This is a genomic window from Pararobbsia alpina (assembly GCF_965118125.1).
In the GTDB taxonomy this organism is placed as follows: domain Bacteria; phylum Pseudomonadota; class Gammaproteobacteria; order Burkholderiales; family Burkholderiaceae; genus Pararobbsia; species Pararobbsia alpina_A.
Genome location: NZ_OZ221288.1, coordinates 2,095,048 through 2,110,515 on the forward strand (window position 1 = coordinate 2,095,048; position 15,468 = coordinate 2,110,515).

Genomic DNA, 15,468 nt, shown 5'->3' on the forward strand with positions numbered 1-15,468 from the left:
TTCGATGCTCAGTACGCTGTTTCGTCTGAACGAAAACGGCAGCAATGTCCGCACAGAGATCATTGCAGGCTTCACGACATTTCTGACGATGTCGTACATCATTTTCGTCAACCCGGCGATTCTGTCGACGACCGGCATGGACCGCGGCGCGGTATTCGTCGCGACTTGCCTTGCCGCCGCGATCGGATCGCTCGTGATGGCCTTTGTCGCGAACTATCCGATCGGCATGGCGCCCGGCATGGGCCTGAACGCGTTCTTCGCGTTCACCGTCGTCGGTGCGATGGGTTACACGTGGCAAGCAGCGCTGGGTGCCGTCTTTATTTCGGGCTGCATTTTTATCCTGCTGACCGTTACCGGGATTCGCAGCTGGCTGATCGCCGGCGTGCCGAAATCGCTGCGTTGCGCGATCGGCGCGGGTATTGGCCTGTTTCTCGCGATTATTGCGCTGAGCAATGCGGAAATCGTGGTGGCGAGCCCGGCGACGAAGGTCACGCTCGGCAATCTGCATGCGCCGCACGCGCTGCTGGCAGTGCTGGGTTTCCTGCTGATCGCGGTGCTTGACTCGCTGCGTGTGCGTGGCGCCATCCTGATCGGCATTCTCGCAGTGACAGTCATATCCATCGCACTGGGTCTGACACCGTTTCACGGCATTGTCTCGGCGCCGCCGTCGATCGCGCCGACGCTGCTCAAGCTGGATATCCCCGGCGCATTGCACGGCGGATTTGCGCATGTCATCCTCGTTTTCGTGCTCGTCGAGGTATTCGACGCGACGGGAACGTTGATGGGCGTTGCGCGTCGCGCGGGTCTGCTCGAAGGCGATCGTTACAAGGGCCTGGGACGGGCGCTGTTTGCTGACTCGATCGCCATTTTCTGCGGCTCGCTGCTGGGCACGAGCAGCACGACGGCGTATGTCGAGAGCGCCTCGGGTGTGCAGGCCGGCGGCCGTACGGGCCTGACGGCGCTGACGGTCGGTGTGCTGTTCCTTCTGGCCCTGCTTGTGAGCCCGTTTGCAGGCGCCGTGCCAGCCTTTGCCGTGGCACCCGCATTGCTGTACGTAGCAGGTCTGATGCTGCGTGAACTGCTCGACGTCGACTGGAACGACGTGACCGAAGCCACGCCGGCAGCGCTCACGGCGCTGGCGATGCCGTTCACTTACTCGATTGCAACCGGCCTTGCTTTCGGGTTTATTTCATATGCGGTGCTTAAATTGTTCACCGGACGCGCCAAGGAGGTGCATCCGGCGGCGTGGGTTGTCGCGGCACTGTTCGTGACGCGATATGTTTTCTTTCCGAGCTGATGTAGCGGGCGGCTGCTGATGGGTGTCCGGCGTGTGGAATACCAAACAGATTCCGGCGCCGAAATCCACCTACAATGGCGGCTCGTACAAAGAGATCACGGGGTTGTTCTCATGAGCACGACCGTCAACGACGACCGGGCGCCCGTACAGGCGGGTGCCGCGCTCGCGGCCGCGAGCAGCAGCGCTGCCGCGGCGGACCGGTCGTTCGTCGATTACCAGACACGCCATCTCCTGCCGCTCGTGCGCGGAATTACACGGGCGGGCGTGGCCGCCTATATCGCGGCCATCGCCATCGGTCTGGCTGCCGATGTCATTACGATGTCGTTGCTCTGGCGCGTGATCGCGGTCGCCATCGCGCTTGGCCTGGTCATGCTCGCGCTCGAGCGCGACAGCGCGCAACGCGGCTGGGTGCTCCTCGGTTTTGCCTTCCTCTGCTTTTACGAAATCGGCATCGGCGTTTTCGCTTCCGTCAATTCGCTGGGCGTTGCCTGGGTCTTGCCGGCATTTGCGATGATGCCGGTCGTGACCAGTCCGGCCTGGATGTCGCACCGGCATTTCGCGCTGGCCTCGATCGTCACGGTCGTCACGCCGTTCGTGACATTCGCGTTACTGCATGCGTCGAAGATCGATCAGTACGAACTCCTGACGTATATGTTCACGGCGACGATTACCGCGACGGTGATTCACGTCTTTTTCTCACGCCTGCAGCACTCGCATTTCCACCTCGAACGCAAACTGCGCGAACAGGCGCACACCGACGATCTGACCGGCATTTTCGTTCGCCAGCGATTCCATGAGCTCGCCGATCTGGCCGTGCGTCGGGCACAGCATCGCGACGAGCCGGTATCGGCGCTCTTTATCGACGTCGACCGTTTCAAGAGCATCAACGACGAGTACGGACATTCGGTCGGCGATGCCGCGCTGGTGCTGGTTGCGACGGCGTTGCAGGACCGGCTGCGTCCGGTCGATGTATTTGGACGACTCGGCGGCGACGAGTTTGCCGTCGTGCTGCCGAATTGCCGCGCGCACACGGCGATGCAAGTCGCGCAGCGTTTGCGCGCCGCCGTTGCCGGACTCGACTCGCCGGCCGGTCAATTGACGATCAGCGTGGGCGTCGCGGAGATGCGCGACTCGGCCAACGGACTGATCGGTCTGCTCGACGACGCCGACGTCGGCTTGCTCAGCGCCAAGGCGGGCGGCCGCAACCGCGTCGAACTGTTCCGCGTCGCGGAGTGATCTATTTTTTTCAGGCCGATGAACTCGCCCGCACGGTCCGGATCGAAGCGTCGAACGGGCGATCATTACGATCCCTCAAGGAGGCGCCATGTCATCGGTTACCTACATCAAGGGCTTGTTCAAAGCACAGGCCGACGTACGATCCCTCGACCACGGCCTCTTTCAGGGCTGGGTTCAATTGAGCCGCGATGACGGCGAAGATCCGGACGACACCGTCTACGAAGTCGAGGGCACCTCGGCTTCGGAAAACGAGGCGCTCGAAGAAGCCAAGGCGCTTGCGCACCGGATCCTCGGCGATATCGAGTCGTAAAGCGCGTCTAAGCGGCAGCTGGACGCAGGGTGCGCGCCCGACGGCGCACCCGCGGCCGCGTTTTGCTTTGACGCTTTGCTCGGCCTTTCGCTCGTGCAGTGCGCGCGGAAATGAGACACTGATGCGTTCCGTCTCCTTTCCGTTATTGCTTGATCGATGCGTATCCTGCACACGTCTGACTGGCACCTGGGTCAGTACTTCATGGGCAAGTCCCGGCAGTCCGAACACGAGGCGCTGATCGCGTGGCTCGTCGACCAGACGCGCACGCTCGAAATCGATGCCGTGCTGCTTGCCGGCGATGTGTTCGACACGGGCGCGCCGCCGAGCTATGCGCGCGAACTCTATAACCGCCTGATCGTCGCATTGCGCGACGCCGGCGTGAGCCTGATCATTCTCGCAGGCAACCACGACTCCGTCGCCACGATGCAGGAATCGCGAGATTTGCTCGCGTGTCTGAACACGATCGTGATTCCATCGGTCGAGGACGATCTGTCGCGTCAGGTTCATGTGCTGGCGGATCGCAACGGCGTGCCGGGCGCCATCGTGTGCGCCATTCCTTTTATCCGGCCAAGAGATGTTGTGCAAAGCGTCGCGGGCCAGTCAGCGCAGGACAAGCAGTTGTCGTTGCAAGACGCGATTCGCGCGCACTACGACAGCGTCTTTGCGCTTGCATTGCAAAAGCGCGAGGCACTCGGCTTGCCGCTTCCCATCGTAGCGACGGGGCACCTGACCACCGTGGGTGCGAGCGCAAGCGAGTCGGTTCGCGAGATCTACGTCGGCTCGCTCGAGGCGTTTCCGACCGCGGCGTTTCCGCCGGCCGACTACATCGCGCTCGGACATATTCATCGACCGCAGAAGGTCGGCGGCTTCGACCATATCCGTTACTGCGGTTCGCCGATTGTCCTCGGATTCGATGAGGCGCGACAGCAGAAGGAAATGCTCGTCGTCGAGTTGGCCGACGGCGCACTGAAGTCCGTCACGCCGCTACCGGTTCCCAGCTTCCAGCCGCTCGTCTCGATTCGCGGGACGCTGGAGGCGCTGGCCCCGCAGTTCGTCGCAGTGGCAGCTGAAGCGCGCGACGGCCAATCCGTCTGGCTCGAAGTCGTCGTGGCGCAGGACGACTATCTGAGCGATCTGCAGACACGCATCGACGCCCTGACCGACGGCCTCCCTGTCGAAGTGCTGCGGATTCGCCGTGACCGAGGCACGGTCTCCGCGTCGATGCGCGGCGAAGCGAAAGAGACGCTCGATGAATTGTCGCCTGACGACGTGTTTGCCCGACGTCTCGATGCCGAGACCCTCGACGTTCCGGTGCGCGAACAAGTGACCTCGCTCTATCGTGCCGTCGTCGCAGAGATCCGAGGCGGCGACGCAATCGAGAAGACCGATACGGAAACCGCCGCCGGAGCTTCACACGCATGAAGATTCTGACGCTGCGACTGCGCAATCTGAACTCGCTCAAGGGCGAGTGGAAAATCGACTTCACGCGTGAGCCGTTCGAGGACAACGGGCTGTTCGCGATCACCGGATCGACGGGCGCGGGCAAGACCACGCTGCTCGACGCCATTTGCCTGGCGCTCTATCACCGCACGCCTCGCATGGAGACGGTGTCGGCCGGTGGCAACGAACTCATGACGCGGCATACATTCGAGTGTCTTGCCGAAGTCGAATTCGAGGTCAAGGGCAAGGGGTATCGCGCGTTCTGGAGCCAGCGACGTGCGCGCGACAAGGCCGACGGCAATCTGCAGGCCCCGAAAGTCGAACTCGCCTATCTCGACGGCACGATCATCACCGAGAAGATTCAGGACAAGCTGCGTACGACCGAATCGATCACAGGTCTCGACTTTGGCCGCTTCACGAAGTCGATGATGCTCGCCCAAGGCGGCTTCGCGGCTTTTCTCGAGGCGAGGGCGAACGAGCGCGCTGAATTGCTCGAGGAACTCACCGGCACCGATATCTACGGGCAGATTTCGCAGCGTGTGTTCGAGCGGACACGTGAGGAAAAGACCGCGCTCGAGACACTGCAGGCACGTGCTGAAGGCGTGGTGCTGCTCAGCGACGAACAACGCACCGCACTCGCGCAGGAGGCTTCCGAACTCAATACGGCCGAGGGGCAGCAGTCGAAGCAACTGCAATCGGTGGTGTCGCTGATTCAGTGGCGCGACGATCTGTCGAAGGCTGAGATCGAGCACAAGCGTGCGGGCGAAGTCGAGCAACAAGCGGTGGCCGCGCTCGTGCAGGCCAAGCCCGATCTTGATCGCCTTGCGGCGGGTGAGCCCGCCGAAGCGTTGCGCAGTGTGCATGAGGCGTGGCGTGTGTCCGAACGTGCGCAAACGACGGCTGTTGACGCTCGCCGCCAGGCGCGACGTGACCGGCATGACGCGATCCAGTCGGTCACCGACGAGCTGTGGCGCGCGTTCGAGTTGCGCCGGCAGATTGCCGGCGAAGCCGAGCGGACCGCACAACAGGCAACGGCCGAGATCAAGGCGCTCGATGCGCAACTTGAAGCGCAACCCTTGCGCGCCAAGCTCGGCGAAGCGCTCGCGCAATGGCGTGCGCAACTCGACATCCGCCGACAACGCGCTGCGGACACCGAGGCGGGTGACGCACGCGTGCGCACGCTCGTCGCCCAGATCTCGGAACACGAGCAAAAGAGCAAGCAGGGCAGCGAGACACTGGCTAAAGCGGTGACGGCGTTCGAAGCCGCGCAGCGCGACGAAGCGACGCAGCAAACGCGACTTGCCGAAGTCCTCAAGGGTAAAGAGGAAGGCGATATTCGCCGTGCGTGGCAGTCATTGCAGACGCGGCAGGGTGTGCTCGACAAGCTGATTCAATTGGCGACGATACGTCGTGATGCGGCGACGCTCCTCTCGCAGACCGTCGAGGCGATCGGACAGCGCGAACGCGGGCATGCCGAGCAGACGCAGGCACGCGAGCAGGTCGAGGTGCAGTACCGCGCCGTACGCGAGCAGATTCGCGACAAGGAAAAGCTCATCGAGCAAGAGCGCCGCATTCTCGAGCTATCGGGTTACCGTGCCGCGCTACGCCCGGGTGAACCGTGCGAGCTGTGCGGTTCGACCGAACATCCCGCGATCACAGACTATCAGGCGCTCGATGTCTCTCAGACGCAGCGCGCGCTCGACGAAAGAAAGTCGAAGCTTGGCGAACTCGAAACGCAAGGGCTCAAGCTCAAGCAAGCGCTGGCCGCGCTCGCGGGCGAGATCGAGCAGCTCAAGCAGCGCCGGGCGATGATCGAAAAGGAGGACGTCGAACGCGCGACAACGTGGGCATCGCTGCTTGAAGCCGCACAGATCGCCGAGGCCGATGCCACGAGTCTCGGCGCCGTGAGTGAGGCGAACGCGCAGGCGGTGCGGGATGCTTATGCGACGTTGCAGGCCGTCGATGCATTGCGCGAAGGGCTTGAACGTACCGTGAAGGCGCGCATTGCGGCGGACAAATCGGTTGGCGATGCGCGTCATGCGACGCAGCTTGTGGATCAGGCCAGGGCACAGGCCGTGGCACAGCATGCTCAGGCGGTCGAGCAGGTTGCGAAGCTGCGCGATGAACTCGCTGAACACCTGCGCGTGCTGAGCGCATCCGTGCAGGAGTGGGGCTATACACCGCCCGCTGATCCCGCCGGATGGGCCGATCCGCGTGCATGGCTCGAGGAGCGTGATCGCGAATGGCAAACCTGGCAGCGCGCGGTCGAACAGCGTGCAAAGCATGTTCGAGAAAGCGATGCGCTGGGACAGCAGAGCGCGCTCGCGCGACAGGAAGTCGACAAGTGGCTTCTGCGGTGGGATGCATGGGTCGACCAAAGAACGCGCGAACGCGAACCCGTGCGCTCCCTTGCGGCCGAATCGCGCGAGCTGGTCGTTGACGAGCATGGACAAGGCTCACTGCTGCTCGATGAATCCGGGGACGGTCTGCCTGGCGACGCGCGTGACGGAGTGCGCGGCGCCGCTGAAGCTGATGCTGATGTTTCGCGCGCACTGCATCCATCACAGGGTCGGCATGGGGTGGAGCCGGATGACGACGCGGACGATACGGAAGATAAGCAGGCGCCGAAGCTCGATCTGGCACTCGAACCCTTGAGTCCTGTGGCCAATGCGACGACCGCCTTCGCCGAGACCGAGCGCACTCTGGAACTGGCGCAGCGTCGCGAGAGCGAACTCGCGGGTAGCGAGCAGGGCCTCGATGCGCGCGTGCTTGAAACGAAAAACGAGCACGTCGAGGCCGATCGCCGCTGGCGTCAGGCGTTGCAAGCGAGCCCGTTTGCCGATGAACTGTCGTTCACGCAAGCACTTCTCGCTCCTGAGGAGCGCGCGCGACTCGTGCGCTTGCGCAAGGAACGCGACGATGCGTTGCTCAGCGCGCAAACCGTCCTGAAGACGGCTCAACAGCGCTGGACCGAGCTCAGCACGCAGGCGAAGACCGAAGCGACGCACGAAGCCTTGTCGGCAGAGCGTGATGCCCTGCAAGCCACGGTGCGCAAGATGACCGAGCGACAGGGCGAAATCAAGGCGCAAGTGCAGAACGACGACCGTCAGCGCGAGGCGAAACGGACCTTGTTTGAGCAGATTACGACCAAGCAGGCCTTCTTTGACGGCTGGCAGCGACTCAATAGCCTGATCGGCTCCGCGGATGGGGCGAAATATCGCAAGTTCGCGCAGGGCCTCACGCTTGATCACTTGATTCACCTCGCCAACCGTCAGCTCGCGAAATTGCACGGCCGCTATGCATTGAGCCGCAAGACAAGCGGAGAGCTTGAGCTGGAAGTCGTCGATACATGGCAAGGTGACAGCGCGCGAGACACGCGGACCTTGTCCGGTGGCGAGAGCTTCCTCGTCAGCCTCGCACTTGCGTTGGCACTGTCGGATCTTGTGAGCCACAAGACGTCGATTGATTCGCTGTTTCTTGATGAAGGTTTCGGTACGCTTGACGGTGAAACGCTCGAGATTGCACTCGATGCGCTGGACGCGCTCAATGCGAGCGGCAAGATGATCGGGGTGATCAGCCACGTCGAAGCGCTGAAGGAACGAATCCCCGTTCAGATCAAGGTGCGCAAGCGGGCCGGTGTCGGCTTCTCGGATATCGAGGTCGACGGTTGACGCGCTCAAGTAAGATGACTGTTACCGCTGAAAATACAATTACAACGTCGTATCTCGCACAAGGAAAATTATGCGCCTCTTGCTCGCTTTGATTTTGCCGTGGGTTCAGTTCTTCACGATTGGTCGGCCGATTTCGGGGATCATCTGTCTCGTGCTTCAGCTGACGGTGATCGGCTGGATTCCCGCCGCCATCTGGTCCGTCTATGCGTTGAGCCAATACAAGACGGACCAGAAGATCGAGCGCGCGATGGCCACGCGCCGTTGATCGCGACGGCGAGGAGCACGCGAATAGGGAAGGGTGTCGTGGGCGGGGGGGTACGCCGGACACGAGGCCCTACTTTCGCGCGCGGCGTCCCACCATCTCTACGCTCGTCGCGCCTTCACTTCAACGCCGCGGCGAGCGTATCGAACGTCCCCTCGGCGGTGCGATCGAAGTGCAGCGGCGTGACAGAGATGCGTCCCGACGCGACCACAGTGGTTTCGCTATCCGGCGCGTTCTCACGCTTTTCGCGCTCGAACTGCAGCCAGTGATAGGGCAGTCCACGCGGGTCGACTTCGCGCAGAACATTGACGCTCTTGATCAGCCCCACGCCCTGACGGGTCGGCGTAAGCGGGCCCGCATCGGCCGCATCGATGTCCGGAAAATTCACGTTGAGACACGTGGGCGCGTCGTGCGAGATCGCGAGCAGCGTGCGGATGACATCCGGTGCAAGAGCCCGCGACGTATCCCAACGCACACGATTCGGATCGCGGTACGTCTGGCTCATTGCGATCGACGGAAGACCGAGCAGCAAGCCGGTCATCGCAGCACCGACCGTTCCCGAGAACATCGTTTCGACACCGAGATTGCCGCCGCGATTGATGCCTGACAGGACCAGCGTTGGTGGCGCATCGAGCATCAGATGGCGCACTGCCATCACCACGCAGTCTCCGGGGGTGCCGGCGACGCCAAAGCGTCGTTCACCCTGCTGACTCACGCGCAGCGGCGAATGCAGGCTGATCGAATGCGACGTACCGCTTTGATCGTGCTCGGGCGCGACGACCCAGACTTCCTCGGCAATCTCGGCCGCAACGGCCTCGAGCGCGGCAAGGCCGGGCGCATCGATCCCATCGTCGTTGGTCAGCAATACGCGTGGCACGAGGGGGGCTTTGGCGGACATGCGGATCGCTCCGGACAAGAGGGTAGAGCGACAGATTATTGCAGACGCGCCGCGTTGCTGCGCGTGGAGCGGGGCAAGAAGAGGTGAAGCAAGGGGAGGCAAGGGGCGCAACCAGCGGCGCATTCAGTTGCGCGTCGAACGGTGCATCGACCCGCTTATTGCCCTTGCGTTCGAAGCCTCATTTCCTAACATTCTTGAGAGTTGCGTTCGATTGCCGAGGGATGCCATGCTCACAGGCGGTTGCCACTGCGGAAACGTCCGCTACGAAATCGAGGGTGTGCCGTTTCATCCGAACATCTGTCACTGCGTCGATTGCAGACGCGTGTCGGGTGCCCCGATGATGGCGTGGTTCAGCGTGCTCGCGTCTGAGCTGCAATACGTGAAGGGCGCGCCAAAGGTGTTTGCGTCGAGCGAGAAGGCGCACCGTGCGTTCTGCCCGGATTGCGGCACCGGATTAACGTATCAGAACAACTCCACGCCAGACGAGATCGACGTGTCGACCTGTACGCTCGACGATCCCGAGGCCGTTCCGCCCACCGAACAGATCTTTACGAACCGGCGTCTGAGTTGGGTGCGTCACGCGGATGATCTGCCGTCGCGCTGATATGAATCGGCGACGGGCAAGAAACAGCACTGCACCGTTGCACCGTATCTCGGGTTGTTGACGGCCCAGATTCGCCCGCCGTGCGCCTCGACGATGGACCGGCAAATCGACAGCCCCATGCCCATCGAATCAGCACGCGTGCTGAAAAACGCCTCGAAAATGCGGTTCGTATGGTCAGAAGCGATACCCGTGCCGTTGTCGCGCACCGCGATCACGATCTTGCCGTCGTCATCGAGCCGGGATGTGATTTCAAGTTCGCGCGCACGATCGTCGATGTGCGACATCGCATCGATCGCGTTCGTGACGAGATTGATCACCACTTGCTGAAGCTCGACGCGGTCAAACGACAGCGACGGTAGCGCGCGAGCGAGGTCGAGCTTGAGGGTGACGCGATGGCTCGCGAGATCGCGCTGCGCGAACGCCGCGACGTCGGCGATCACGTCATTGACCGCAAGTGGCACCTTGCGCGGTACCGCGCGACGCGTGAGCGAGCGGATCCGATGCACGATTTCGCCGGCTCGCGCCGCGTTGGAAACCATTCTGCCGGCGCATCCGAGCGCCTCGTCGAGCTGGGGCACCTCGTGCCGCAGCCACCGCAAACAGGCTTCGCCGTCGGCGACGATTGCCGCAAGGGGCTGGCGGACCTCATGCGCCATCGACGCGCTCAACTCACCGAGGCTTGCCGCACGCGTGACATACGCGAGCTTGCTTTGCATGTCGTGCAGTTGCTCTTCAGAGCGCTTCGCGGTGCTCACATCCATCACCGCACCGATATAGCGGAGCGAAGTCGTATCGTCCGCCACGACGCGCGCGACCACGCGGACATGCCGGGTCGACTCATCGGGCATGCACAATCTTGCTTCGAGATCGAGGTCGCGCCGGGCAGCCACGGCGTTGTCGATGAGTTGCGTGACCTGGGCCAGGTCGTCCGGATGCACACGCTCAAGCATGCGCTCCATCGTCGGGGCGGTTGCCTCGGGGTAGCCGAAGATGCCGAAGATCTGTTCCGACCACGTGAGCTCGCGCGTGGTCGCATTCCAGCCGAAGCTCCCCGTGCGGCTGAGTTTTTGAGCTTCCGCGAGAAAGACCGCCTGACTTTGCTTCAACGCGGCCTCAGCCTGCTTGCGCTCCGTGATGTCGTTGTTCGTCTCCAGCGTCGACAAGACCTGGCGTCGCTCGTCGCGCAGCACCGACCAGCGGCTCGCGACAGCAAGCGTCTTTCCTTCACGTGTCGTGTGGAGTACTTCGCCTTCCCACCGATCGTTGTGCGCGATCGCATCGGCAATGGTCGCGAACGGCACAGGGAACTGTGTCTTGAGCAGCATGTTCACGTTCTGTCCAATCGCGAGCGCACTGGGCCAGCCATACATCTGCTCGGCCGCGCGATTCCAGAAGACGATGCGGTCGCTCGCATCGCGTACCACGACGGTGTCATGGGTCAGATCGATCAGCGTCGCCTGCTCGCGTCTCGCTTGTGCGAGCCTGCGCGAATGTCGAAGCAGCGCCGTGATGGCGAGCGTCGTAAACAGGAAAGCGACCACTGCAACAAGGTCGCTCGGACTGTCGATCTGGAGCGTGAATAACGGGGGAACGAAGAAAAAGTTAAGACAGACGGCCGCGATCAGCGAAAAAATGATCGACGACACGAGGCTCTCGACGAGCGAAAGCAGAACGATGACGATCAGATAGATGAAGCCTGCCGCGGACTGATCAAAACTCAGTTCGATGCAGGCGATGGTCGTGAGCGCCAGCGCGAGCACACCGCCGGCCCAGAAGACGGCAAGTGTGCGCGGCCAGGACCCCAGGTCCTCAGGCACCCCGCGATGCCATGATCGATCTGCCGGACCTTCCGGCTTCCAGTTCAAGCGCACAGCGTGTCCCCGGCGAAAGGGTTTATGGATATCTGCCTTTCGCAGAAAGCATAGAGCGGAATATCCCGCGGCGCAGCGCGGCGTCAGGAACGCATGTCGCGATCATGCTTGCGTTCGATGGTTTTGACGAGCGTATGAAGCAGACGATTAGCGGGCACAGCAATGCCCAGCGCTTCGCCACGCCTGACGATCAGTCCGTTCAGGTGATCGATCTCGCTATGTTTGCCGCGCGCGACATCCTGTGCGGTTGAAGAGTATTGCGCCGGCATCGACTCGGCGATGCCCCGCACAGCCGCGTCGACGTCGCCGGGTATCACCACGCCGTCGGCATGCGCGACGGTCAGGCATTCGGCAACAACATCGTGCATGGCCGCAGTCACGCCGGGCGAATGCGCAAGCTGCCCATACGGCATCTGCGTAATGGCCGACAACGCGTTGTACGCACAATTGAGGATCAGCTTCGCCCACAATTCGCCGCGCACGTTCGTCGAGATGGTGGTCGGGATATGTGCGTCGATCAGCACCTTCGCGACGGCTTCGCTCTGGCTCGAGGGCTCGATGACGAGTTCACCGCGGCCGTGGTGACGGACATGACCGGGGCCCGCCATTTCGGTCGCGACATAAACGACCGCCGCAGCCACTTCGTGGGCCAGGATCGTACGCAGGCGCTCTGCGTTTTCGACACCGTTTTGCAGCGTGAGGACCAGGGTGCCCGCGTCGAGGTGCGGCTTGATTTCGTTGGCGGCCGATTCGGTGTCGGTCGACTTCACGCAGAACAGCACGAGTTGCGCGCCTTCGACCGCGCTCGCATGCGTGCTCGCGGCGAGACGAATGTGCTCGTCGAAGGTGAGTGTCTGTAGTCGCAGGCCTTCTTTCGAAATGGCCATCACGTGTTGAAGGCGGCCGATCAGCACGACTTCGTGACCGGCACGCGCGAGCATGCCTCCGTAATAGCAGCCGACTGCACCCGCGCCCATCACCGCGATCTTCATGGCATGTCCTTTTGTTGTTCGCTGGGGTCACCAGGCGAATGGCACGCAGTTGGTTTGCGTACAAGCCGGTCCCGGTTCGCGACCTATGCTAACGCCCGCTCCGCGGATCCGGCGGATGTCCGTAAGGCGCGACAGGATTTTGTATGAAAGAGAAATGTAATAAATGTCGGCATCTTTACGCCTTTTGAACACGAATATGCGTTCAATCCGGACAAAACGCGGATTCCGATATATATGCCGGCATATAGCTCCTACACTGGATCGAACCCGTTCACGTTTTTCATATCATGCGTAGAGCTCTTGCTTTGACCCACGTCGCGTTCGAGGACCTGGGGTCGCTGGAACCCGAGCTGATCGATGCCGGCTTTGAAATTGAAGTCGTCGACGCCTGCACGGCGGACCTGCGCGCGATCGATCCGCAGGAAGCCGATCTGCTGGTCGTGCTCGGCGGCCCGATCGGCGTGTATGAACGGGAGACTTACCCGTTTATCGGGCCCGAGCTTGCGTTGATCGCCGAGCGGCTTGCGGTCCGGCGTCCGACCCTCGGCATCTGCCTGGGTGCGCAGATGCTCGCGGCCGCGCTCGGCGCGCGAGTCTATTCGGGCGGGGCAGGCAAGGAGATCGGCTGGGCGCCGGTGAAAGCGGTGCCGGGCGTCACCGCACCGCCGTGGTTCGAGTCCGTGCTCGAGCCGGGCTTGCGCGTGCTGCATTGGCACGGCGATACCTTCGATCTGCCCGATGGCGCGACCTTGCTCGCGTCCACCGAGCAGTATCGGAATCAGGCCTTTGCGATCGGCGACTACGCATTGGGCCTGCAATTCCACCCCGAGGTGACGGCGCAGCGACTCGAGCGCTGGCTCGTCGGGCATGCGAGCGAACTCGCGCTGGCCCGTGTCGACGTCCATGCCTTGCGCGATCAGACGCATGCGTTCGCACCGGTGCTCGAGACGGCCGCGCAATTGCTGTGGCAGCAGTGGCTGACGGCTGCGTTCGACGGCGAAGTACAGATAGCGCGTTAGGCACCAGCCTCCACGAGTGCGTCGCACGTTTGGGGACTCCTCACGCATTGGTTTGCGGCACGTGGCTCGACGGCGTCGGGCGTATCGATGCGCGTATTGCCCGGGGTCTCGTTGCGCGTGTTCCCTCCCGCTTCGAAGCCCGTTGGGTTCTCACCAGCCGCCACGCTAAGTCCGTGTTCCGTTTCGCTTTCCGCGCTGAAAGTGACTGCTGGCGCAGGGTCATCCTTTGGGCAATACTGCCTGTCCCCACAACACCGACAACGACAGGGATCCCGGATGGAACGACCGGACTTTATTCGCCATTGGACCGAGCTTGAAGGCCCCGATGACTCGCACTATCGCAACGACACGGAGTTGATGGCGATCGGTGCTTCCGTTGGAAGCGATCTTGGCCTCACGCGTATCGGGATTCACCACAATCGGCTGCTGCCGGGCCGCCGCACGTCGTACCCGCATGCCGAGAGCGCCGAGGAAGAATTCGTCTACGTGCTTGAAGGGCACCCGGACGTCTGGATCGACGGCCATCTTCATCCGCTGTCGCCGGGCGACTCAGTGGCGTTTCCCGCGGGCACGGGTGTGTGCCACACCTTCCTCAACAACACCGATTCGGAAGTGCGTCTGCTTGTGATCGGAGAGAAGACGAAGGCCGAGAACCGCATCCGCTATCCGCTGAACGAGGTTCATGAGGCGACGCGTGAAGACCGTTGGACCGACTGGCCCGAGCGGCCGATCGGCCCGCACGACGGCAAGGCGCGTGCTGGATCAAAGGGTGAGTGAGTCCTCACAATAAAGGGAGGGGTTACTGTTCCGCGAGCGGACCCCAACGCCAGGACTCGACGAGCCGTTGCTTCAGATAGTCGACGAACACCCTGACGCGCGGCGCCAGATGCTGGGCATGCGGATAGATCGCGTGAAGCGGCGCCGCGGAAATCGAATGCGAAGGGAGTACCCGGCACAGACGCCCTTCGACAATATCGTCGCCGACGTCCCAGATTGATTTGAGCGCGATGCCCGCCCCCGCCAGAACGAGCCGATGTGCTGCCTCGCCGTCGTTGGTGATCAGCGAACCCGTGACGCGCACGGTTGTCTGCTCCTCATCGTCGAATCGCCAGTCGGCTCGCCGCTGGTTGCCGATCAGAACGCATCGATGTCGCGAGAGGTCCGACGGGTGGGCGGGCACCCCCTGGCGCGCGAGATAGGCCGGCGAGGCGCACAGCACCCGGAAGCTCGGTGCGAGCGACCGCGCGACGAGCGACGAATCCGGCAGGCTTCCGAAGCGGATCGCCACATCGTGACCGCTTTCATAGAGATCGACGACCGCGTCGCTCAAATCCAGCTGCACGACGAGTTCGGGGTGCTGCTGCTGAAAGTCGACGATGATCGGTGCGAGCCGCTGACGTCCGATCTGCCCGGGCGCGGTCACCCGCAACAAGCCGCTGACTTCAGCACGACGCGAGGTCACAAGGGCTTCAGCCTGCTCGACCTCATCGAGAATCCGCACCACGCGCGCGTGAAACAGCGCGCCTTCTTCGGTAAGCGACTGACGGCGCGTCGTGCGCTGAATCAACCGAACGCCAAGACTTTTCTCGAGGTGTGCGAGCCGTTTGCTGACCACAGATAATGGCACGTCCAATTCACGGGCCGCGGCGGACAGGCTCCCGGCTGAAACCACTTGAGCGAAAGCGACCAGCGCAGGCAAGTCATCGATCATGGCGGGCCTCCATTCTTCGTGAAGTGGAAAGAATTAATCGGTGATTTTCGTCTATTTAACCCGATTTGCGAAGAGTAGCATGACTTCATCGACCTCGAATTCACGCGCAGGCGACGAATTCGAAGGTCCTTGAACCTACTCAATCAACTCCTCGGAG

At 62.4% G+C, this 15,468-nt stretch carries 13 protein-coding genes; 9 read left to right on the forward strand and 4 right to left on the reverse strand.

Features of this window, described 5'->3' with window-relative positions:
- Window positions 1-4: 4 nt before the first annotated feature.
- The 6 genes from ACMFWR_RS27370 (at window position 5) to ACMFWR_RS27395 (ending at window position 8,219) form a co-directional block, all read left to right on the forward strand.
- A complete protein-coding gene (locus tag ACMFWR_RS27370; RefSeq protein ID WP_413195516.1) occupies window positions 5-1,297 on the forward strand; it encodes an NCS2 family permease in 1,293 nt (430 codons plus the stop codon).
- A gap of 111 nt (window positions 1,298-1,408) precedes the next feature.
- Window positions 1,409-2,533, forward strand: coding sequence for a GGDEF domain-containing protein (locus ACMFWR_RS27375; protein WP_413195517.1), 1,125 nt, complete (start codon window positions 1,409-1,411; stop codon window positions 2,531-2,533).
- A gap of 88 nt (window positions 2,534-2,621) precedes the next feature.
- Window positions 2,622-2,843 carry a hypothetical protein gene (locus tag ACMFWR_RS27380; protein WP_413195518.1) on the forward strand — a complete coding sequence of 74 codons (222 nt, stop codon included), beginning with the start codon at window positions 2,622-2,624 and terminating at the stop codon, window positions 2,841-2,843.
- A gap of 156 nt (window positions 2,844-2,999) precedes the next feature.
- Window positions 3,000-4,265, forward strand: coding sequence for an exonuclease subunit SbcD (sbcD, locus tag ACMFWR_RS27385; protein ID WP_413195519.1), 1,266 nt, complete (start codon window positions 3,000-3,002; stop codon window positions 4,263-4,265).
- A complete protein-coding gene (locus ACMFWR_RS27390; RefSeq protein WP_413195520.1) occupies window positions 4,262-7,954 on the forward strand; it encodes an AAA family ATPase in 3,693 nt (1,230 codons plus the stop codon). The genes sbcD and ACMFWR_RS27390 overlap by 4 nt, the downstream gene beginning before the upstream one ends.
- A gap of 70 nt (window positions 7,955-8,024) precedes the next feature.
- On the forward strand, window positions 8,025-8,219 hold the full coding sequence (locus ACMFWR_RS27395; protein WP_413195521.1) for a YqaE/Pmp3 family membrane protein: 195 nt from the start codon (window positions 8,025-8,027) through the stop codon (window positions 8,217-8,219).
- Window positions 8,220-8,334: 115 nt separating this feature from the next.
- On the opposite strand, the gene surE is transcribed toward ACMFWR_RS27395, so the two are convergent.
- A complete protein-coding gene (surE, locus tag ACMFWR_RS27400; protein WP_413195522.1) occupies window positions 8,335-9,114 on the reverse strand; it encodes a 5'/3'-nucleotidase SurE in 780 nt (259 codons plus the stop codon).
- Between the two features lie 226 nt (window positions 9,115-9,340).
- Between surE and ACMFWR_RS27405 the strand changes: the two genes are divergently transcribed.
- Window positions 9,341-9,718, forward strand: a complete 378-nt coding sequence (locus ACMFWR_RS27405) for a GFA family protein (protein WP_413195523.1) — start codon at window positions 9,341-9,343, stop codon at window positions 9,716-9,718.
- Here ACMFWR_RS27405 and ACMFWR_RS27410 read toward each other — a convergent pair.
- Together ACMFWR_RS27410 and ACMFWR_RS27415 are read right to left on the reverse strand one after the other, a co-directional pair.
- Window positions 9,691-11,535 carry an ATP-binding protein gene (locus ACMFWR_RS27410; RefSeq protein ID WP_413195524.1) on the reverse strand — a complete coding sequence of 615 codons (1,845 nt, stop codon included), beginning with the start codon at window positions 11,533-11,535 and terminating at the stop codon, window positions 9,691-9,693. The two genes, ACMFWR_RS27405 and ACMFWR_RS27410, sit on opposite strands and share 28 nt — an antisense overlap.
- Before the next feature lie 137 nt (window positions 11,536-11,672).
- On the reverse strand, window positions 11,673-12,581 hold the full coding sequence (locus ACMFWR_RS27415; protein WP_413195525.1) for a ketopantoate reductase family protein: 909 nt from the start codon (window positions 12,579-12,581) through the stop codon (window positions 11,673-11,675).
- Between the two features lie 287 nt (window positions 12,582-12,868).
- Here ACMFWR_RS27415 and ACMFWR_RS27420 point away from each other — a divergent pair, with 287 nt between their 5' ends.
- Both ACMFWR_RS27420 and ACMFWR_RS27425 read left to right on the forward strand, forming a co-directional pair.
- Window positions 12,869-13,600 (forward strand): glutamine amidotransferase, encoded by a 732-nt coding sequence (locus ACMFWR_RS27420; RefSeq protein WP_413195526.1) that lies wholly within the window; start codon window positions 12,869-12,871, stop codon window positions 13,598-13,600.
- Between the two features lie 276 nt (window positions 13,601-13,876).
- Entirely contained in the window at window positions 13,877-14,377 is a 501-nt protein-coding gene (locus ACMFWR_RS27425; RefSeq protein ID WP_413195527.1) for a cupin domain-containing protein, read from the forward strand.
- 22 nt (window positions 14,378-14,399) lie between these two features.
- Here ACMFWR_RS27425 and ACMFWR_RS27430 read toward each other — a convergent pair whose 3' ends face one another.
- The gene (locus tag ACMFWR_RS27430) at window positions 14,400-15,311 is read right to left on the reverse strand and encodes a LysR family transcriptional regulator (protein WP_413195528.1); all 912 of its coding nucleotides are present in this window, start codon (window positions 15,309-15,311) and stop codon (window positions 14,400-14,402) included.
- Window positions 15,312-15,468: the final 157 nt, after the last annotated feature.

Coding starts and splice junctions, on each gene's coding strand:
- ACMFWR_RS27415 (WP_413195525.1), bottom strand. CDS start 12,581: ATGAAGATCGCGGTGATGGGCGCGGGTGCAGTCGGCTGCTATTACGGA.
- surE (WP_413195522.1), bottom strand. CDS start 9,114: ATGTCCGCCAAAGCCCCCCTCGTGCCACGCGTATTGCTGACCAACGAC.
- ACMFWR_RS27405 (WP_413195523.1), top strand. CDS start 9,341: ATGCTCACAGGCGGTTGCCACTGCGGAAACGTCCGCTACGAAATCGAG.
- sbcD (WP_413195519.1), top strand. CDS start 3,000: ATGCGTATCCTGCACACGTCTGACTGGCACCTGGGTCAGTACTTCATG.
- ACMFWR_RS27390 (WP_413195520.1), top strand. CDS start 4,262: ATGAAGATTCTGACGCTGCGACTGCGCAATCTGAACTCGCTCAAGGGC.
- ACMFWR_RS27395 (WP_413195521.1), top strand. CDS start 8,025: ATGCGCCTCTTGCTCGCTTTGATTTTGCCGTGGGTTCAGTTCTTCACG.
- ACMFWR_RS27425 (WP_413195527.1), top strand. CDS start 13,877: ATGGAACGACCGGACTTTATTCGCCATTGGACCGAGCTTGAAGGCCCC.
- ACMFWR_RS27430 (WP_413195528.1), bottom strand. CDS start 15,311: ATGATCGATGACTTGCCTGCGCTGGTCGCTTTCGCTCAAGTGGTTTCA.
- ACMFWR_RS27420 (WP_413195526.1), top strand. CDS start 12,869: ATGCGTAGAGCTCTTGCTTTGACCCACGTCGCGTTCGAGGACCTGGGG.
- ACMFWR_RS27380 (WP_413195518.1), top strand. CDS start 2,622: ATGTCATCGGTTACCTACATCAAGGGCTTGTTCAAAGCACAGGCCGAC.
- ACMFWR_RS27370 (WP_413195516.1), top strand. CDS start 5: ATGCTCAGTACGCTGTTTCGTCTGAACGAAAACGGCAGCAATGTCCGC.
- ACMFWR_RS27375 (WP_413195517.1), top strand. CDS start 1,409: ATGAGCACGACCGTCAACGACGACCGGGCGCCCGTACAGGCGGGTGCC.